The 18,710-nt window shown below is 71.4% G+C and carries 13 protein-coding genes and 1 tRNA gene; 5 read left to right on the forward strand and 9 right to left on the reverse strand.

The genetic code is table 11. The annotated features are described in order from the left end of the window. Window positions 1–93: 93 nt before the first annotated feature. Window positions 94–167: transfer RNA gene (locus tag QZ500_RS11895), tRNA-Gly, on the reverse strand. Window positions 168–286: 119 nt separating this feature from the next. Between QZ500_RS11895 and QZ500_RS11900 the strand changes: the two genes are divergently transcribed. After that, the gene (locus QZ500_RS11900; protein ID WP_295855557.1) at window positions 287–514 is read left to right on the forward strand and encodes a hypothetical protein; all 228 of its coding nucleotides are present in this window, start codon (window positions 287–289) and stop codon (window positions 512–514) included. A 163-nt stretch (window positions 515–677) separates the two neighbouring features. Next, window positions 678–839: a hypothetical protein gene (locus QZ500_RS11905; protein ID WP_295855560.1), complete on the forward strand. Its 162-nt coding sequence runs from the start codon at window positions 678–680 to the stop codon at window positions 837–839. 11 nt (window positions 840–850) lie between these two features. Here QZ500_RS11905 and QZ500_RS11910 read toward each other — a convergent pair whose 3' ends face one another. From QZ500_RS11910 to QZ500_RS11940, 7 genes are all read right to left on the reverse strand, one after another. Beyond that, entirely contained in the window at window positions 851–2,221 is a 1,371-nt protein-coding gene (locus tag QZ500_RS11910) for a carbohydrate porin (RefSeq protein ID WP_295855564.1), read from the reverse strand. Window positions 2,222–2,326: 105 nt separating this feature from the next. Further along, entirely contained in the window at window positions 2,327–3,625 is a 1,299-nt protein-coding gene (locus QZ500_RS11915; RefSeq protein ID WP_295855566.1) for a TolC family protein, read from the reverse strand. Next, the gene (locus tag QZ500_RS11920; RefSeq protein ID WP_295855568.1) at window positions 3,622–6,768 is read right to left on the reverse strand and encodes a CusA/CzcA family heavy metal efflux RND transporter; all 3,147 of its coding nucleotides are present in this window, start codon (window positions 6,766–6,768) and stop codon (window positions 3,622–3,624) included. Before QZ500_RS11920 ends, QZ500_RS11915 begins: the two co-directional genes overlap by 4 nt. A gap of 5 nt (window positions 6,769–6,773) precedes the next feature. Continuing rightward, window positions 6,774–7,925 carry an efflux RND transporter periplasmic adaptor subunit gene (locus tag QZ500_RS11925; protein WP_295855569.1) on the reverse strand — a complete coding sequence of 384 codons (1,152 nt, stop codon included), beginning with the start codon at window positions 7,923–7,925 and terminating at the stop codon, window positions 6,774–6,776. A gap of 136 nt (window positions 7,926–8,061) precedes the next feature. After that, window positions 8,062–9,483: an ATP-binding protein gene (locus QZ500_RS11930; protein ID WP_295855571.1), complete on the reverse strand. Its 1,422-nt coding sequence runs from the start codon at window positions 9,481–9,483 to the stop codon at window positions 8,062–8,064. Then, window positions 9,480–10,211: a response regulator transcription factor gene (locus tag QZ500_RS11935; RefSeq protein ID WP_295855573.1), complete on the reverse strand. Its 732-nt coding sequence runs from the start codon at window positions 10,209–10,211 to the stop codon at window positions 9,480–9,482. Before QZ500_RS11935 ends, QZ500_RS11930 begins: the two co-directional genes overlap by 4 nt. 191 nt (window positions 10,212–10,402) lie before the next feature. Beyond that, window positions 10,403–11,557, reverse strand: a complete 1,155-nt coding sequence (locus tag QZ500_RS11940; protein WP_295855575.1) for an iron-containing alcohol dehydrogenase — start codon at window positions 11,555–11,557, stop codon at window positions 10,403–10,405. Window positions 11,558–11,848: 291 nt separating this feature from the next. Here QZ500_RS11940 and alaS point away from each other — a divergent pair, with 291 nt between their 5' ends. From alaS to QZ500_RS11955, 3 genes are all read left to right on the forward strand, one after another. After that, a complete protein-coding gene (gene alaS / locus QZ500_RS11945) occupies window positions 11,849–14,482 on the forward strand; it encodes an alanine--tRNA ligase (protein WP_295855576.1) in 2,634 nt (877 codons plus the stop codon). A gap of 68 nt (window positions 14,483–14,550) precedes the next feature. Further along, window positions 14,551–15,399 carry a dienelactone hydrolase family protein gene (locus QZ500_RS11950; RefSeq protein WP_295855579.1) on the forward strand — a complete coding sequence of 283 codons (849 nt, stop codon included), beginning with the start codon at window positions 14,551–14,553 and terminating at the stop codon, window positions 15,397–15,399. A 48-nt stretch (window positions 15,400–15,447) separates the two neighbouring features. Then, a complete protein-coding gene (locus QZ500_RS11955) occupies window positions 15,448–17,691 on the forward strand; it encodes a hypothetical protein (RefSeq protein WP_295855581.1) in 2,244 nt (747 codons plus the stop codon). Here the strand turns inward: QZ500_RS11955 and QZ500_RS11960 are convergent. Next, window positions 17,619–18,647 (reverse strand): GGDEF domain-containing protein, encoded by a 1,029-nt coding sequence (locus QZ500_RS11960; RefSeq protein WP_295855583.1) that lies wholly within the window; start codon window positions 18,645–18,647, stop codon window positions 17,619–17,621. The two genes, QZ500_RS11955 and QZ500_RS11960, sit on opposite strands and share 73 nt — an antisense overlap. Window positions 18,648–18,710: the final 63 nt, after the last annotated feature.

The raw sequence follows: 18,710 nt of genomic DNA on the forward strand, positions 1-18,710 counted from the left end.
GCCTAAATTTTCAGCACCTGTGTGAGTTCTAGGTGTGAGTTGCATTCTTCAGCTTCCTGAAAAAATCCTTATAAATCAAGGACTTAGGAAGACTGGAGCGGGTGAAGGGAATCGAACCCTCGTATGAAGCTTGGGAAGCTGCCGTTCTGCCATTGAACTACACCCGCGGCGCGGCGGATTCTAGCGGAGCGTTTCAGTGGGCGGCCTGCGGTTTGCCCGGGGGCTGACGCCCTGAAACACCCTTGGACGCCACGACGCCCAGAATCCGCGCCACACGAGGAGCACCATGGTCACGCACGCATTGCAGATTCTGAGAGATGCCGCCGGCGGCTACTGCTGGGGGCTGCTCAGCAGTACCGAGACCGAGTTCACCTTCGTCCAGCACAACGCGTCGGGCTGCAGCTTCGGCACCTACGCCGAAGCGCTGGCCGCCGGCACACTGGCGCTGGCCCAGGCCGACGGCGAAGCGATGGACGACGAGCCGGACGAGGACAAGGTTCGTTACGACGCCTGAGCCCCGCCTTGTAGGACAAGCATCGCCGGCAGTGCCTACGCGGCGAAGATTTCGCCGACATCGCTGTAGGCAGCACAAGACAGGGCGAGTGGCCGCGCATCCGGCCCGACGATGCGGCCGATGCTGCACCACAGCATGACGACCGGTGGCGATCATGGATCCCATGAAAACCGCAGCCCGATCCCTTGTCAACGCGCCTCTCGCCGCCGTCGCAGCCTGTGCCTTGCCGCCGGTCGCGCTCGGCATGGCAGCGATGCTGGATCAGTCGATGCGCCGCCCGTCGCTGGCGCGGCTGGTGCTGCATTCGCTCCAGATGGTGTTCTGACCGAGCGGTCGTCAGAACTCGGTGTGCAGGCGGGCGGACACCACCCGCACCGGTCCCCGGTCGGCGTTGTACGCCGGGTTGCGGATGTATTGAAAGCCAACGCTGAGCGCGTTCTGCAGATTGGCCGGCCCGGCGAATCCGATCCGGTAGTAGGTTTCCGTGATCTGCTCGGTTCGATAGCGCAGGCGGCCGTCGCCGACGAAGAAGCCCGCTCCGCCCGCGGCCAGGAAGTCCCGGTGGGCGGGCGACAGGCCGTTCTGGGCATGCGCGATGCCGAGCGCGTCGGCCGGCCGGCCCCAGGTGCGGCCGCCGATGGTGGTGCCGACCGACCAGGACCGGTCGATCTCCGCGAAGGCGTAGGTTTCGGAGCGACCGTCGTTGCGCGCCCAGCGCGCGAAGACGCCGACGTCGTCGGCCACCTGCTGCTCGAGGTTCACGCCCGCCCCCAGCTTGGTCCGCCGCTGCCGGACCGGCGCGACGTCGGGCGTGTCGCCCGTCTGGGCGGCGTAGGCCAGGGCGTCGCGGAAACCGCCCATCGTGGCGACGTTGCGGAAGGCCAGCAGCCGGACTGCGCCCGGCCTACCGGCGACCGTGTGGCTGCGCTCCAGCTCGATCTGGTCGCCGTAACGGCGGAAGAACCGCCGGTCGAGTTTCAACCCGTTGGATTCCCGCGGCTGCAGGAAGCGGCCGGCCCGCACCGTCCAGTCGTCGTCGTGCCGGTATTCCAGCGCGACGCCCCAGGAATAGCCGCGCGAGTCGGCGGCGAAGTCGTAGGCGCCGTGGGTCAGGAACGACCAGTTGAGGAACTGGGTTCGCGCATCGTGCGCGTAGGCGTTGTCGTCGAAGATGTCGGACGCCGCGAAGTTGCCGACGGTGACCGTCACCCGCCGCTTGTCGCGCACCCCGGCGAGCTGGTTGGCGTCGGCCTCGACCGCCTCGCGCTCGCCGCCCAGGCCCCAGGTCTGGCGCAGGAACAGGCGGGCGCGGTAGGCGACGGGCTTGGCGCCGGCGGTCTTCTGCAGTTCGCCGTTGGTCAGGCCGCCCAGGCCGGTCAGCCGGGACATCGGCACGCCCTGGACCACCTCGGGGTTGAAATACAGCTCGGTCTCGGGTGCCAGGCGGAGTCCGAGGAAGGCGGTCGACGTGAAGGAATAACTGCGCTCGCGCTCCGGCGACAGGCTGTTGACGCCGCTGTACGGTGCCTGGAAGGCATGTTTCTGCTGGCGGATGTAGGTGGCCTGGGCATGGATGCCGAAGCGTTCGGGCTCGGGCGGCGGTAAGGGATCGGGGGCCTGCTGGGCGACGACGGGCGCGGCGAGGAACAGCAGCAGCCAGCCGGCACGACCGGCACCCGCTGCGAGAAATGACGAAGACGGACGCATAGCCGCCGAGTATAGGAAGCTCGGCGTGTCGAAATCGTGACGTTTCTGGCCGCCGGCGCAGGTGGGACGTACGCTACCTGCTACAAATTCAGGAGCGTTTTGCCGTCAGTCCTGGACGTGGTCGAGCGGCCCCACGCCGCCCGCCTGGCCGGTGGCGAAGCGCAGGTCCAGCTCGGCTGCGAGTGCGGCCTCCAGCAGGTCGAGCTGCGTCGCCTCGCGTTCGGCGGCCGAGGTCAGCGCGTCGATGAACTCCAGGATGCCGCCGCGGCCGAGCGTGTAGGCGTCGCGTGCCATGCGGCGCAGTTCCGGCAGCGGCGCCAGCGCCTCCTGCTGGTAGCGCTCGGCCAGCGCGCGCCGGCGGGCGAACTGGTCGGCGGCGCGCTGCAGGTCGGCTTCGGCCTGGCGCTCGACCGCGTCCTGCCGCAGGACCAGGGCGTCGGCCTCGGCCCGCGCGCGGGCGATCGGGCCCTGGTTGCGGTCGAACAGCGGGATCGCCACGGCCACGCCGAGCACGGTATGCCGGCCTTCCCCGTCGCGGACCCGGCCCACGCCGAACGACGGGACCGGCCACGCCTCGCGGCGCTCCAAGTCGATCCGCTGACGCGCCTGGGCGGCATCGGCACGGGCGGCGCGGACCGCCGGCAGCCGTTCGCGCGCGGTGCTCCACAGCTGGGACGCGGCCGCGGCCGGTGCGGGCAGGGTCGGCGGCGCCGCGGTCCGGGGCCGCCAGCCGGGTGCCCCGACCTGCAGCGCCAGCCGGGCCGCGGCCTCGGCCGCCTCGGCCCGCTGGCGTTCGGCCGCAGCCGACAGCGCGGCGCGTTCGACCTCGATCCGCGTGCGTTCGTAGCGGCTGCGGCTGCCGGCCTCGACCTGGCCGGCGACGATGCGCGCGGCGTCGTCGAAATCGGCCAGCAGTGCCTCCTCCAGCCGCACACGGGCGTCGGCCGCCTGCAGCGCCAGGAAGGCGAGGCCAGCCTCCCGCTGCACGCTGGCGACCTGCGCGTCTACCCGCGCGCGGACCGCCCGCACACCGAGGCGCGCGTTGGCCTGCCGCAGTCCGCGCTGACCGAAGATCGGCAGTGGCTGCTCGATTGCCGCTTCGTGCTCGCTCGCGGCACCCCGCCGGCCGGCCTGACGGCTGCTGGACACCACAGGATTGGGCAGCGTCCCGGCCGTGACCACGTCGGCCCGGGCGGCGTCGATCCCGACCCGCTCGACCGCCAGTGCCGGGCTGCGCCAGCGCACCAGCTCCAGCCAGGTGTCGAGGGTGAGCACGTCGGGCAGGGCCGCGGCGCCCGGCTCGACCGGGAGGGCAGGGGGGCGTTCCTCGGCCGGCGCCGAGGGTGTGGCCAGGAGGAGCAGGGCGCCGCATGCGAGCGGCCAAAGAGGTCGTCGGAGATTCATGGGGCAGAAGCCGGAGAGGGTTCGGCGGCAGGACGTTCGTCGTCGGCGTCGTCGGCATCGGCCGCCCGCAGGCGGCGCGGGCCGAAGGCGGCGTACAGCACCGGCAGCAGCACGAGCGCGACCAGCGGCAGCACCGCCATCCCGCCCACGATGACCGAGGCGAAGGGCCGCTGCGTCTCGCTGCCGACGCCGGTGGAGACCGCCATCGGCAGCAGACCGAGCAGCGCCAGCAGCGCGACCAGCAGCACCGACCGCATCCGCTCGGCGGTCCCTTCGACCAGCGCCGCCAGCAGCGGCATGCCCTGGTCGCGGCGCAGAGACTCGACGGCGCTCACCACCAGCAGGCCCACCAGCGCGACCTGGCCGAGCAGCGCGATGAAGCCGATCGCCGCGCTGATCGACAGGTCGATGCCGGTCAGGTGCAGGGCGGCCACGCCGCCGACCATCGCGAACGGCGCGGTCGCCAGGATCAGCAGTGCCGACCGGGCCTGCCCGAGCGCGCCGTACAGCAGCGCGAACACGATCAGCAGCGACAGCGGGATCACCACCTTCAGCCGGGCGGCGGCGCGCTGCTGGTTCTCCCATTCGCCGCCCCAGACCGCCTGGTAGCCTTCGGGGATCGGCACCTGCGCATCGACGGCGGCGAGCGCTTCCTTGACCACCGAGCCGATGTCGCGGTCGCGCACGTTGAACTTCAGCGCCATGAAGCGGGCGTTGCCCTCGCGGAAGATCGACGAGTTGCCGACCTCGATGCCGATGGTCGCGACCGCATGCAGCGGCACGGTGCCGCCGCCGGGCGCCGCCACCGCGATCTCGCGAATCGCGGCTTCGTCCATCCGGTCGGCATAGGGGAGCCGCACCCGCACCGGCACGCCGTGCTCGCCTTCCCACAGGGTGGTCACCACCTTGCCGGCCAGGGCGATCTCCACCGCCGATTCGGCGGCCTCCACCAGGATGCCGCGGCGGGCCAGCTCCCGGCGGTCGAAGGCGATGTGGAGCTGCGGCGCCGGTGCGTCGCGGTACAGGCCCAGGTCGACCACGCCGTCGATCGGGGCGATCGCGGCCTGCGCCTGCTGCAGGGTGCGGCGCAGGGTGGCGATGTCGGGGCCGAACAGCTTGAGCACCACGTGCCCGCGTGCACCGGAGGTCGATTCCTCCACGCTGTCGCGGATCGGCTGGGCGAAGTTGAAGTCCACGCCGGGAATCTCCTGCAGCCGCTCGCGCATCGCGTCCACCAGGCCCGGCTTGTCGATGCCGTCGCGCCAGTCGGCCGTCGGGCGCAGCCGCACCAGGATCTTCGCCATGTTGAGCGTCTCGTTGTCGGTGCCGGACTCGGGCCGGCCCTGCTCGCTGGTCACGCTGAGCACCTCGGGGAAGGCCCGCAGCCGGCCGCGGATGTCGCGCAGCACGTCGCGGCCGGTTTCCAGCGATATCGACGGTTCCATCTGCACCAGCACGTAGACGTCGCCCTCGTCGAGTTCCGGGAGGAACTCGGTGCCGAGCGCCAGCACCGATGCCCCCGCGGCGACCAGCGCGACCGCCGCCGCCGCCACCGCGGTCAGCCGGCGGCGGCCGCTCGCCAGCAGGCCGGCCAGCCAGCGCTGGAAGCCGTGGTGCATGCGCTCGAACATCGGCGGCTCGGGCTGGGCCACGGTGCGCGGGTGCAGCAGCAGCGCACACAGCGCCGGCACGAGCGTCAGCGCGAACACCAGCGCGCCGACGAGCGCGAAGGTATAGGTCAGCGCCAGCGGTCGGAAGATGCGACCCTCGATGCTCTGCAGCGAGAACACCGGGATGAGCGCCGCGATGACGATGGCCATCGCGAACAGCGTCGGCCGGGCGACCGCGATGGCCGAGTCGACGATCACCGCCCGCAGCTCCGCGCGGGACTGCGGCTGGCGCAGCCGGGCGTTGCGCAGGATGTTCTCGGTCAGCACCACGGCGCCGTCGACGATGATCCCGAAGTCGATCGCTCCCATCGAGATCAGGTTGGCCGGCATGCCGAGCAGGTACAGGCCGACGAAGGCGACCAGCAGCGACAGCGGAATCACCGTCGCCACGATCAGCGAGCCGCGCAGGCTGCGCAGGAAGAGCCACAGCACGCCGACGATCAGCGCAGCACCGAACAGCAGGTTGTGGTGCACCGTGTCGAGCGTGTGGGATACCAGGTCCGCCCGGTCGTAGGTGGTGTCGATCCGCATGCCGCGCGGCAGCAGCCCCTCGTTGAGCTGGGTGACCGCGCGGTGGACCTGCGCCAGCACCACCGACGGGTTCTCGTCGCGCTTGAGCAGCACGATGCCCTGGACCACGTCGTCCTCGTCGTCCATGCCGACCGAGCCCTGGCGCGGGGTGTGCGATTGGGTGATGCGCGCCACGTCGCCCACCGTCACCGGCGTGCTGCCGGCCGCCTTCAGCACGATGGCCTCGATGTCGGCCGGCGTCTTCAACAGGCCGATGCCGCGCACGATCAATGACTGTTCGCCGCGCCGCAACAGGCCGCCGCCGACGTTCATGTTCGACTTCGACACCGCTTCGACCACGTCGCCGAGCGTCAGTCCCAGGCCGTGCAGGCGCAGCGGACTGACCTCGACGTGGAACTCCTTCACAAAGCCGCCGATGCTGATCACGTCGGCCACGCCCTGCACCTGCTTGAGCATCCGGGTGATCGTCCACTCCTGCTCGGTGCGCAGCTGGGGCAAGCTGTGGCGGTCGCTGCTCAGGCGGTAATAGAGGATCTTGCCGAGGGGGGTGTAGTCGGGCGCCATCTCGGGCTGCGCGCCGTCGGGCAGCGCGGCCTGCGGCAGCCGCTGGATGATCTCGGCGCGCGCGGCGGCACTGCGGGCGCCGTCGTTGAACACCATGTTTACCATCGCGAGGCCGAAATAGCTCTCCGACCGAAGCGCCAGCAGGCCGGGCGTGCCGTTGAGCACGCGCTCCAGCGGCAGCGTGATCTGGCGCTCGACCTCCTCGGGCGCGAGGCCGGGGGCCTGCGCGATGATGCCGACCTGGACGTTGGTGACGTCCGGATAGGCCTCGATCGCCGTGCCCAGGTAGGCATAGACGCCGCAGGCCGCCACGGCGAGCGTGGCGACCAGGGCGGCGAGCCGGCGGCGCACCGCCAGCGTGATCAGTCCGCGCAGCATGCCGGTCAGAGCAGCTGGCTCGCCGCGCCGTCGAGCAGCAGCCCGCCCCGCACCACGATGCGTTCGCCGGGTGCCAGCCCTTCCAATACGGTGATCGCGCCGCGCAGGGGCAGGCCGAGCTTCACGTCGCGCGCCTCGAACACCGTGCCGTCGGGTCGGTCGCCGCGCTGCACGTAGACGATCGACCGGCGCTCGTCTTTGATCAGGACCGCCGACAGCGGGATCGTCAGGCCGCTGCCGGGAGCGACTTCGATACCGACCCGCGCCAGGGCGCCCGGCCGCAGACCGGCGACGGTCTCGCGCAGGGCGATGTAGACCGGCGCGCGGCGCGTCTCGGCTTCCAGCGCCGCGCCGACGCGCTCGACCCGGCCGCGCACCGGATGCGCCATCGAGGAGAACTGCATCTGCACCGCTGCGCCGGGCAGGATGCCTTCGAGGTCGCTTTCGAACACGTCCGCCACCACCCACAGGGCGGCCGGATCGCCGATGGTGAAGAGCGTCGCGCCGCCCGCGTCGGCCATGCCGCCGGCGGTGGCGCTCAGGTTGACGACCACGCCGTCGCGCGGCGAGCGCAGCACGACCCGGTCCTGGTCGCCGGCGCCGACGAAGGCGGCGGCGCGGTCGGCGCGCGCCACTTCCAGCCGGGCGGCGTCGTGGCGCGCGGCCGCGGCGGTCTTTTCGGCGGCGGTGCCGACGCCACGGTCGAGCATCGTCGTCTGGCGCTGCAGCTCGGCTGCGGCCAGCCGGGCCTCGATGCCAGCCGCGGCCCGCTCGCTGCGCAGCCGGGCCGCGTCGGGGCTCGCCAGGGTGGCGAGCGGCGCGCCAACCTGCACTGCGTCGCCGACCCGTGCGTGGATCTCCACCACCCGGCCGGCGGCCGGCGCGGCCACCGCGGTCACCCGGTCGTCCTGGAACACCACCCGTGCCGGCGCCCACACCGGCCGTGTGCCGCGCTCGGCCGACACCGGCTGGATCTCGAGCACCTTGAGCGACGGCGGCTGCAGCCGCACCTGGCCCCGCTGCAACGGGGCGGGGGGCGGGGCGTCGTCCGCGATGCGGGGCACCGCGTCGGGCGCACAGCCCAACAGGATCAGGAGGGACAGCAGCGCGGCGCAGGTCGACCCGGCGGTGCGCCGGAAGGGACGGGACAGGGACAAGGACAGGCTCCGGACGGCCGCGGCTGCGGCGTTCGACCGATGCTAGGCAGTCCCCGGCCGGCGCTGCATGAACGGAGCATTACCATTCGGAAAGGTGGCGGTCGCGTCGGTGCCGCAATGCCGCGCTGCCGGCCGCTCAGCGGTCGTGCGCCGGCAGGTCCAGGACGACCGCGGTGCCCCGTCCGCCTGCGGCACCGGTATCGCCGGCGCCGTCCTCTACCGCCATCGTGCCGCCGTGCAGGTGCGCGACGGCGCGTACGCTCGCCAGGCCCAGGCCGACGCCCGGCGCGTCGGCCTCGACCGCCGCCCGCAGACGGTGGAAGCGGGTGCCCAGCCGCGACCGTTCTTCGGCCGGGATGCCGGGGCCGTCGTCCTCGACCACCAGCCGGCAACGGTCGCCCCGGCGCTCGCAGCGCAGCCGGATCGTCGCGCCGCGCCCGTCGCCGGTGGGCCCGCCGTATTTCAGGGCGTTGTCGAGCAGGTTGGCAACCGCGTTCGCGAGCAGGTCGCGGTCGCCGCGCACCACCGCATCGGGCGCCGCCGCCAAGTGCAGCGTCGCGCCCTGTGCCTCGACTACCGCGTCGTACAGCTCGGCCAGGTCGGCCAGCACGTCGCCGAGCGCCAGGGGGCTGAAACCGTGCCGGCGGGCGCCGGTCTCCGCCTCGGCGATCCGCAGCAGCTTGTCGAACACCACGGCCAGCGCCTCCACCTCCGTCACCGCGCCGTCCACGGCCGCGCGCAGTTCCGGCACGCTTGCGTCCGGCCGCTGGGCGGCACGCAGCTGCAGCAGGATGCGCGACAGCGGTGTGCGCAGGTTGTGGGCGATGGTGTCGGAGACGTGCCGCACGCCGTGCATCAGTTCCTCGATGCGGTCGAGCATGCGGTTGATGTCGTGCCCCAGGTGCGCGAACTCGTCGCCTTCGCCCGTGGCGGGGATGCGCTGGTCCAGCTCGCCGGCCTCGATCCGCGCGGCGGTCCGCCGGATGCCGGCGATGCTCCCTTCCACGTCGCGCCGGAACAGGTACGCGCCGATGCCGACCAGCAGCAGCGCCACCAGCCCGGCGGCCAGGGTCGCATGGCCGACCACCCGTTCCATGCGGTGCTGCTCCCGCAGGTCGCGGCCGACGACGAGGATGCTGCCGTCGGGAAAGCGGCGCTGCTGCACCCGCAGCGATGCCGGCTGGCCGCTGCGCCGGGCGGTGCGGGGCACGACCGCGTCGCCCAGCCGGGTCCAGTCGGGCGAGGGCGCCAGGTTGCCGGCGACGGCGCGGCCGGCAGCGTCCTGCAGCAGATAGACCTCGGAATCGCTGTCCACACCGTCCACCAGCTGCAGCGCGATCTGCTCGGCCACATCCTCCTGTCCACCCAGCGCGAAGCGGGCGGCGAGCCGCTGCGCGGCGGCGACGATCTGCCGGTCGGTACGGTGCTGCTGCACCACGACCGTCTGCCAGTAGACGATCGCGAGCAGCACGGCCATGAAGAAGAGCGTCAGCAGCCCGTAGTGCAGGGCGATCCGGAACGCGACCGAGCGCCAGAGCCGGCGCACCGCCGCGATCACCGCAGCGCCGCCTCGGGCGCGTCCGACAGCAGGTAGCCGACGCCGCGGACCGTGTGGATCAGCGGCGGGGAGAAACCGACGTCCACCTTCTGGCGCAGCCGGCTGATCTGCACGTCGATCACGTTGGTCTGCGGGTCGAAGCGGTAGTCCCACACCGATTCGAGCAGCATGGTGCGGGTGACCGCCTGGCGCGCATGGGTCATCAGGTAGGCGAGCAGCCGGAATTCGCGCGGCTGCAGCGCGATCGTCTGGCCGGCCCGCTCCACGCTGCGCGCGACCAGGTCGATGCGCAGGTCGGCGATCTGCAGTTCGCGCACCTCCGGTCCGGTGCGGGCCCGGCGCACCAGCGCCTGCAGGCGCGCCAGCAGTTCGGAAAAGGCGAACGGCTTGGGCAGGTAGTCGTCGCCGCCGGCGTTCAGGCCGCGCACCCGGTCGTCGAGCGCCGACAGGGCCGACAGCACCAGCACCGGCGTCTTCTTGCCGAGGCTGCGCAGGGTGGAGAGGATCGACAGGCCGTCCACCTTGTGCGGCAGCATCCGGTCCAATACCAGCAGGTCCCAGGCTTCGGCGACCGCGCGCTGCAGGCCTTCCATGCCGTCGGCGCACACGACCACGGTGTGCCCGTGCTCGCGCAGGCCGTCGGCGATGTAGCGGGCGTTGTCGGCGTCGTCCTCGATGACGAGGACGCGCCAGGGCAGGGCGGCGGAGGCGCCGGCGGGAGCGGTCATGGCGGGCGGGTGCGCCTGTCCTCGCGCTGGAGCGCGAACGTGCGTCGCAGGGCAGGTGCAGGGAAAGTCGGGGTCATCGAGGGAGGGACGGGGCGCCGCGGGACCTGTCTACCTTAGCGGGTTGCAGGCCCGTCAAGGCATGTGGGCCGCGCGCAACGATTCTAGGGCGGGCCGATGTGCGCAGCCCCGCGCTAGAACGCCTGCCGGTAGATCGCCAGCGCGTCCGCCTCGGTCATCTCGCGCGGGTTGTTGACCAGCAGCCGGGTCTGCTGCATCGCGTCGGCGGCGAGCGTCGGCAGCATGTCCTCGGCCACGCCGTGGTCGCGCAGCCGCATCGGCAGCCGGGTGGCGGCGATCAGCGCCTCCACGCCGGCGACGAAAGCCTCGGCCCGGGCCGGCACTTCGCCCGAGCCGCCCGGCTGCAGCGCGTCGGCGAGCGCCGCATAGTGGTCCGGCGCGGCGGCGATGTTGAAGCGCAGCACGTGCGGCAGCACCAGCGCATTGGTCAGGCCGTGCGGCAGGTGGTAGCGCCCGCCCAGCGGATAGGCCAGCGCGTGCACCGCCGCGACCGGCGAATTGGCGAAGGCCTGGCCGGCCAGCATCGCCCCGAGCAGCAGGGCTTCGCGGGCGTCGAGGTCGTCTCCCTGCTCGCAGGCGCGCACCATGTTGTCCGCAAGCAGCCGCAGCGCGAGTAGCGCCAGATGGTCCGACAGCGGATTCTTCAGCCGCCGGCCGGTGAAGGCCTCGATCGCGTGCACCATCGCATCGAGCCCGGTGGCGGCCGTCGCCGCCGGCGGAAGGCCGGTGGTGAGGGTGGCGTCCAGGATCGCCATGTCGGCGTACAGCTGGCGGGCGACGATGCCGCTCTTGGTGGTCTCGCCGGTGGTGACGATCGAGATCGGCGTGACCTCGGAGCCGGTGCCGGCGGTGGTCGGCATCTGCACCAGCGGCAGCCGCTCGCCACGCACGTTATCGATACCGTACATCGCCGCCAACGGCTGGTCGGACGCCAGCAGCACCGCCACCAGCTTGGCCACGTCCATCGACGAGCCGCCGCCGAGGCCGAGCACCACCTCGGTGCCGGCCTCGCGTGCCCGGGCCGCCACCGCCGCGACGACATGGTCGGGCGGATCGGCCTGCACGTCGCTCAGCACCTGTGCCTGCCAGCCGTGTGCGGCGAGGCTCGCGAGCGCCGGCGCGAGCAGGCCGCTGCGCTCCAGAAACGGATCGGTCACGACGCAGATGCGGCCGGGCGTGAACCGGGTCGCCAACACCTCGCCCAGCCGGGCGGCGGCGCCGCGCTCGACGACGATGTGGGGGACGGTCTGGAATCGGAAGGGCTGCATGGCGGGTGGACTGGTCGGGAGGAGGGAAGAGCGATCCTCGATTCTTGCGGCAGCCCGGGCGGTCGCCCAGAGGACAACTACCTGCGTGGCTAAAATTGTGCGCCCATGTCCGCCGCCGCGGCTTCCCCCGGGAGGGCGCCGTTCCTGCCGCGTGCGACGGGCAGCGCATACCCCCCCGGCCGCATCCGCAGACCCCACGATTTTCCGCACCGGCACCGGTCCGCTGATGGCGAACGCGCCAGGCGGAAGACCTCCGCCGGCGCCGACCGTATCCGAATCGAGACCCGCACCATGAACGCACCGCAGACCACCTTCACCGTCGCCGACATCCGCAAGAGCTTTCTCGATTTCTTCGCCAGCAAGGGCCACACGGTGGTGCCGTCGTCCTCGCTGGTGCCGGGCAACGACCCGACCCTGATGTTCACCAACTCCGGCATGGTGCAGTTCAAGGACGTGTTCCTCGGCGAAGACAAGCGCCCCTACGTGCGGGCCGCCTCCGTCCAGGCCTGCCTGCGGGCCGGCGGCAAGCACAACGACTTGGAGAACGTCGGCTACACCGCGCGCCACCACACGTTTTTCGAGATGCTGGGCAACTGGTCCTTCGGCGACTATTTCAAGCGCGAGTCGCTGCAGTGGGCCTGGGAGCTGTTGACCCAGGTCTACCAACTGCCGCCCGAGCGTCTGCTGGCCACCGTCTACGAAGAGGACGATGAGGCCTACGACATCTGGACGAAGGAGATCGGCCTGCCGCCCGAGCGGGTGATCCGCATCGGCGACAACAAGGGCGGCCGCTACAAGTCCGACAACTTCTGGATGATGGCCGACACCGGCCCCTGCGGCCCGTGCTCCGAGATCTTTTACGACCACGGCCCGCACATCCCCGGCGGCCCCCCGGGCAGCCCGGACGAGGACGGCGACCGCTTCATCGAGATCTGGAACAACGTGTTCATGCAGTTCGACATGGCCGAGGACGGCAGCGTCAAGCGCCTGCCCGCGCCCTGCGTCGACACCGGCATGGGCCTGGAGCGGCTGGCCGCGATCCTGCAGCATGTGCACAGCAACTACGAGATCGACCTGTTCGACGCGCTGATCCGGGCCGCTTCGCGCGAGACCGGCGAGCAGGACCTGTCGAACAAGAGCCTGCGCGTCATCGCCGACCACATCCGCGCGACCGCCTTCCTGGTCGCCGACGGCGTGGTGCCGAGCAACGAGGGCCGCGGCTATGTGCAGCGCCGCATCGTGCGCCGCGCGATCCGCCACGGCTACAAGCTTGGCCAGAAGAAGCCGTTCTTTCACAAGCTGGTGGCCGACTTGGTCGCTCAGATGGGCGACGCCTATCCGAAGCTGAAGGCCGACGAAGAGCGCATCACCGCCGTGCTGAAGACGGAGGAAGAGCGCTTCTTCGAGACGCTCGCCAACGGCATGGAGATCCTGGACACCGCGCTCGCCGGCGGGGTGAAGACGTTGCCGGGCGAAGTCGCCTTCAAGCTGCACGATACCTTCGGCTTCCCGCTCGACCTGACGCAGGACGTGGCCCGCGAACGCGAAGTCGAGGTGGACGCCGCCGGCTTCCAGGCCGCGATGGACAAGCAGAAGGCCGCCGGCCGCGCCGCGGGCAAGTTCAAGATGGACCGGGCGCTGGAATACACGGGCGGCGGCAACACCTTCACCGGCTACGACGCGCTGGTCGAGGAGACCGCCCAGGTCATCGCGCTCTACCACGAAGGCACGCCGGTGCAGCAACTCGCCGAAGGCCAGAGCGGCGTGGTGGTGCTGAGCACCACGCCCTTCTATTCCGAGTCGGGCGGCCAGGTCGGCGACCAGGGCACGCTGTCGGCCGAAGGCGCGCAGTTCGGCGTGGAGGACACGCAGAAGATCAAGGCCGACGTGTTCGGCCACCACGGCACCCAGACCCAGGGCACGCTGACGGTCGGCGACACCGTCACCGCCCGGGTGGACACGCAGCTGCGCTTCGCCACCCAGCGCAACCACAGCGTCACCCACCTGATGCACAAGGCCCTGCGCGAGGTGCTGGGTACACATGTGCAGCAGAAGGGCTCGCTGGTGAACGCGGAGCGCACCCGTTTCGACTTCGCGCACAACGCGCCGGTGACCGATGCGCAGGTGCTGGAGATCGAGCGCCGGGTGAACGAGGAAATCCTCGCCAACACCGCCAACGTGATCCGGGTGCTGCCGATCGAGGAAGCGCAGAAGACCGGCGCGATGATGCTGTTCGGCGAGAAGTACGGCGAGACGGTGCGGGTGATCGACATCGGCACCAGCCGCGAGCTGTGCGGCGGCACCCACGTGCAGCGCACCGGCGACATCGGCCTGTTCAAGATCGTGTCGGAAAGCGGCGTCGCCGCCGGCGTGCGCCGGGTCGAGGCCGTGACCGGTGCCCAGGCGCTGGCCTACCTGCAGGAGCTGGAATCGACGGTGCACACCGCCGCCGGCACGCTGAAGGCGCCGTCGGCCGAACTGCAGGGCCGGATCGCGCAGGTGCTGGAGCAGGTCCGCACGCTGGAGAAGGAAGTCGCGGCGCTCAAGGGCAAGCTGGCGTCTTCGCAAGGCGACGAGCTGGTCGGCCAGGCGGTCGACGTCGGCGGCCTGAAGCTGCTGGCCGCCACGCTGCCGGGCGCCGATGCCAAGACGCTGCGCGACACGATGGACAAGCTGAAGGACAAGCTGAAGACCGCGGTGATCGTGTTGGCCGCAGCCGACGGCGGAAAGGTGCAGATCGCCGCCGGCGTGACGGCCGATAGCACCGGCCGGATCAAGGCCGGCGAACTGGTCAACTTCGTCGCCCAGCAGGTCGGCGGCAAGGGCGGCGGCAAGGCCGACATGGCGATGGCGGGCGGCACCGACGCAGCAGCGCTGCCGGCAGCGCTGCAGTCGGTCCAGGGCTGGGTAGCCGAGCGGGCCTGATCGGCCGCTTGCTCCTATTTCGATAGCTGGTAGCGCTGGTGCAGCAAGCGCAAAAGACCTTTTTCTGCATGAAGTGGCGCGGCGCGGTGGCGGGCCTGCTGCTGGCCGCTACCGCGCAGGCTGCGGAACCGCTCCAGCCCGTCGCGTTCGACAGCCTCGACGGCACGCCGCTGCGGGCCTGGCTGCTGATGCCCGACGGCGCCCCGCGCGGCACGGTGGTCGCCCTGCACGGCTGCGGCGGGCTGTATGCGACTTCCGGTCCGCGCGGGGGGCTGCTGAACGCCCGGCATGCGGCGATGGGCGAGATGCTGGCGGCCGACGGCTACGCGGTGCTGTTCCCGGACAGCCTGCGGCCGCGCGGCGAGACGCAGCTTTGCACCCAGAAGATCGGTCAGCGGTCGATCGACCAGTCGCACCGCCGGGCGGACGCTCTGGCGGCGCTGGCCTGGGTGGCGCGCCAGCCGTGGGCCGATGCCCGGCGGATCGCGGTGCTCGGCTGGTCGCACGGCGGCAGCGCGGTGCTGGCCGCGACCGATGCCACGCGCGAGAGTGTGAAGGCGTCGCCCCACCGCTTCGCTGCCGCCATCGCCTTTTATCCCGGCTGCAGCGCCCCGCTGCGCAGCGGCTACCGGCCGGCCGCGCCGCTCACGCTTCTGCTCGGCGCCCTGGACGACTGGACGCCGCCCGTACCCTGTATCGCGCTGGGCGAGGCGGTCGGTGCCGACGTGCAGGTCTACCCCGACAGCTACCACGACTTCGACAACCCTTCGGGCCGCCTGCGCGTGCGGACCGACGTGCCGAACGGCACCCAGCCGGGCCGGGGCGTGCACGTCGGCCCGAACCCCGCAGCCCGCACGGCCGCCTATGCGCATGTGCGCATGGTCCTGCGGGACGCCTTCGGCGCCCCGCCGCGCTGACCCGCGCGCCGCGGCGCTTCCTTTTTTTCGAACCCGCACCCCATTCCCATGTCCCAGGCAATCCACTGGCAGTTCTTCCGCGCGGGCGGTGTCCCGCAGGTGCATATCCGGACCGGCGCGGACATCGCCCGGCTCGACACCCTCGACCAGAAGCTGTGGGTCGCACTGGCCTGCCCGACCCGCGGCATCGAGTTCGATCCACGCACGCTCGACCTGATCGACAGCGACAAGGATGGGCGCATCCGCCCGCCGGAGCTGCTGGCGGCCTGCCGCTGGGCCTGCGCACGGCTGCGCGACCCGCAGACGCTGGTAGCCGGCGGCGACAGCCTGCCGCTCGATGCGCTGGCCGAGACGGAGGAGGGCGCCGCCCTGGCGCAGGAGGCGCGCCGGTTGCTCGGCCTGCGCGGCCGCCCCGAGGCCACGATGGTCGCGCTGGCCGACGTGCTCGACCGCAGCGCGCTGCTGGCTGCGATGCGCTTCAATGGCGACGGCGTGATCACGCCCGCCACCACCGACGACGCCGACCTGCGGCGCACCCTGCAGGAAATCGCCGCCACGCAGGGCACGGTGCACGACCGCAATGGCCAGCCGGGCATCGACCGCATCCGCGCTGAAGCCTTCTTCGCCGACGCCCGCGCGCTTGACACCTGGTACGCCCGCGCTGGCACCGAGCAGCCCGCCCTGCCGCTCGGCGACCGCACGCTGGCCGCGGCCGAAGCGATCGAGGCGGTCCGCGCCAAGGTGGACGACTATTTCGCCCGGGCACGGCTCGCTGCCTACGACGACCGCGCCGGCAGCGCGCTGCAGGCATCGCCGGAGGAATACCACGCGCTCGGCCGGCAGACCCTGTCGGCCAGCGACGCCGTGCTGCGCGCGCTGCCGCTGGCGGTGCCGGCGCCCGGCCGGCCGCTGCCGCTCGTCGGTGCGGTCAACCCGGCGTGGGCCGCAGCGCTGCGGACGCTGAAGGAGCGCGCGGTCGATCCGCTGCTCGGTGCCGCGCACGAGGCGCTCGACGAAGCCGGCTGGCTGCAGCTGCAGGAGCGGCTCGCCACCGGCCGCGCATGGCTGTCGGCCCGGCCGGCGTCCGGACTGGACGCGCTCGACGTGGACGACCTGCGCCGCCGGCTCGCCGCGGGCGCGGAGGCGGCGGTGCTCGCCCTGATCGCCGACGACGAGGCGCAGGAGCCCCACAACGCGCGGCTGGCCGATCTGGAGAAGCTGCTGCGGCTGCAGCGCGACCTGCTGCGCCTGCTGCACAACTTCGTCTCGTTCCAGGATTTCTACCGTCGCGAAGGCGCGATCTTCCAAGCCGGCACGCTCTACCTGGATGCCCGCAGCTGCGACCTGACGGTGCGGGTCGCCGATCCGGCCAAACATGCGGTGCTGGCGGGCCTCGCCAAGACCTGCCTCGCCTACTGCGAATGCACCCGCGAGGGCGAGAAGATGCACATTGCGGCGGCCTTCACCGCCGGCGACGTGGATTTCCTGTTCGTCGGCCGCAACGGCGTGTTCTACGACCGGCAGGGCCGCGACTGGGACGCCACGATCGTCAAATTGATCGAGAACCCGACCAGCATCGGCCAGGCGTTCTTCTCGCCGTACAAGAAATTCTTGCGCGTGCTGGAGGAACAGGTCGCCAAGCGCGCGGCCGCCAGCGAGACCGCGGCCCAGGGTTCGCTGAGCGCACTGGCCGGCAGCGTCGCCACCGCCGGCAAGTCCGGCAGTCCGGCGGCGACCCACGCGGCGGTGGCGAAGCTGCCGGGGCGGGTCGCTGGCGGCACCGTGGCTGCGCTGGGTGTGGCCCTGGGCAGCATCAGCGCGGTGCTGGTCGGCATCTTCGGCAAGTTCGTCGAGCTCGGGCCGTGGATCCCGATCGCCATCGTCGGCATCGTTGCGGCGATCTCGGGTCCGAGCATGTTGATCGCCTGGCTCAAACTGCGGCAGCGCAGCCTCGGCCCGATCCTGGACGCCAGCGGCTGGGCGGTGAACGGGCGGATGAAGGTCAATACGCGGCTCGGCGCGTCGCTGTCGAAGATCGCCCAGGTGCCGCCGGGGGCGACGGCGCTCGCCCGCGACCCCTTTGCCGAACGCAAGGGGCCGGCCTGGCTGCTGGGGCTGGTTGTGGTGGTGGTGCTGCTGGCCGCCGGGGCCTGGCGGATGGGCTGGCTGGACCGGGCGCTGCCGGAGCCGCTGCGCCGGTCGGTGCCGGCGCCGGTGGTTCAAAACAGCTCGACGTCGTCGTGCGCCACGTCGGCGGCCTGCAATTCGCCGCTGCCGACCAGTTCCTCGTAGTAGCAGACCTGGTTGCGGCCGTTTTCCTTGGCGTGGTAGAGCGCCTGGTCGGCATGCCCGAGGATCTCGACCGGCGCACCGTGGCCGGTGCCGGTGAAGCCGACGCTCACTGTCACCCGGCCCACCTGCGGGAACGGGTACTGCTCAATGTTCGTCCGGAAGCGGTTGAAGATCATCCGCGCGTTCTCCAGCGTGGCCGAACGCAGTAGCACCACGAATTCCTCGCCGCCGAAGCGGAAGATGCGGTCGTGGTTGCGGAAGGAGGAGCGCAGCAGGTTGGCCACGAGGATCAGCACCTCGTCGCCGTAGACATGGCCGAAGCGGTCGTTGACCTGCTTGAAGTGGTCGATGTCGACCACCGCCAGCCACTGGGTGGCGGCGCCGCCGTCGTCCTGCGGCGGCATGCCGCGGTCGCCGGCCGAGCGGGAGAACTGCTCGTCGAAGGTCTTGCGGTTGAACAGACCGGTCAGCGCGTCGCGCTCGCTGTAGTCGAGCAGGCTCTGGTAGTTGCGGTAGACCTCGACGATACCGTTGATCACTTCCAGCGTGTGGGGCGAGAACGGCGTGCCGTTCGACATCTCGAAGCAGGACACGACCTTGTCGTCGAGCCGCACGGGCAGCCAGAGCCGGTGTTGGCCCTCGTGCTCGTCCTGCGAGTTGGCGCCGCGTTCCTCGATGCACCGCAGCAGCGCGGGGTAGTGGCTCAGGGGCTCGAGTTCGCCGTCGGGAACACCGGCGACGGCGTCGGGGGAGAGCAACTCGCCGTCCTGCATCAGCACCCGGGGGCGTACGCAGGTCACGTCCTTCACCGTCTGGAATTCGAGCTTGCGGACATGCTGAATGCTGACCAGGTGGCGAAGCGCCGAGATCACCGACATTTCCAACCGCGACTGGTCGCGATGGCCGGTGATTTCCACCATGTGCTGCAGGATCGGTGTCGGATTCGTCTGTGTCATCGGCGAAGAGGCGGTCCGGAGTCGGGGAGCGACACGCCGGTGCGGTCCTCAGAATCGGCGGAT

This window comes from uncultured Xylophilus sp. (genome assembly GCA_913776965.1).
In the GTDB taxonomy this organism is placed as follows: domain Bacteria; phylum Pseudomonadota; class Gammaproteobacteria; order Burkholderiales; family Burkholderiaceae_C; genus Xylophilus.

Bases quoted from the DNA above. Each gene is read 5' to 3' on its own strand.
- QZ500_RS11900 (WP_295855557.1), top strand. From the start codon at position 287: ATGGTCACGCACGCATTGCAGATTCTGAGAGATGCCGCCGGCGGCTAC.
- QZ500_RS11905 (WP_295855560.1), top strand. From the start codon at position 678: ATGAAAACCGCAGCCCGATCCCTTGTCAACGCGCCTCTCGCCGCCGTC.
- QZ500_RS11910 (WP_295855564.1), bottom strand. From the start codon at position 2,221: ATGCGTCCGTCTTCGTCATTTCTCGCAGCGGGTGCCGGTCGTGCCGGC.
- QZ500_RS11915 (WP_295855566.1), bottom strand. From the start codon at position 3,625: ATGAATCTCCGACGACCTCTTTGGCCGCTCGCATGCGGCGCCCTGCTC.
- QZ500_RS11920 (WP_295855568.1), bottom strand. From the start codon at position 6,768: ATGCTGCGCGGACTGATCACGCTGGCGGTGCGCCGCCGGCTCGCCGCC.
- QZ500_RS11935 (WP_295855573.1), bottom strand. From the start codon at position 10,211: ATGACCGCTCCCGCCGGCGCCTCCGCCGCCCTGCCCTGGCGCGTCCTC.
- QZ500_RS11940 (WP_295855575.1), bottom strand. From the start codon at position 11,557: ATGCAGCCCTTCCGATTCCAGACCGTCCCCCACATCGTCGTCGAGCGC.
- alaS (WP_295855576.1), top strand. From the start codon at position 11,849: ATGAACGCACCGCAGACCACCTTCACCGTCGCCGACATCCGCAAGAGC.
- QZ500_RS11950 (WP_295855579.1), top strand. From the start codon at position 14,551: ATGAAGTGGCGCGGCGCGGTGGCGGGCCTGCTGCTGGCCGCTACCGCG.
- QZ500_RS11955 (WP_295855581.1), top strand. From the start codon at position 15,448: ATGTCCCAGGCAATCCACTGGCAGTTCTTCCGCGCGGGCGGTGTCCCG.
- QZ500_RS11960 (WP_295855583.1), bottom strand. From the start codon at position 18,647: ATGACACAGACGAATCCGACACCGATCCTGCAGCACATGGTGGAAATC.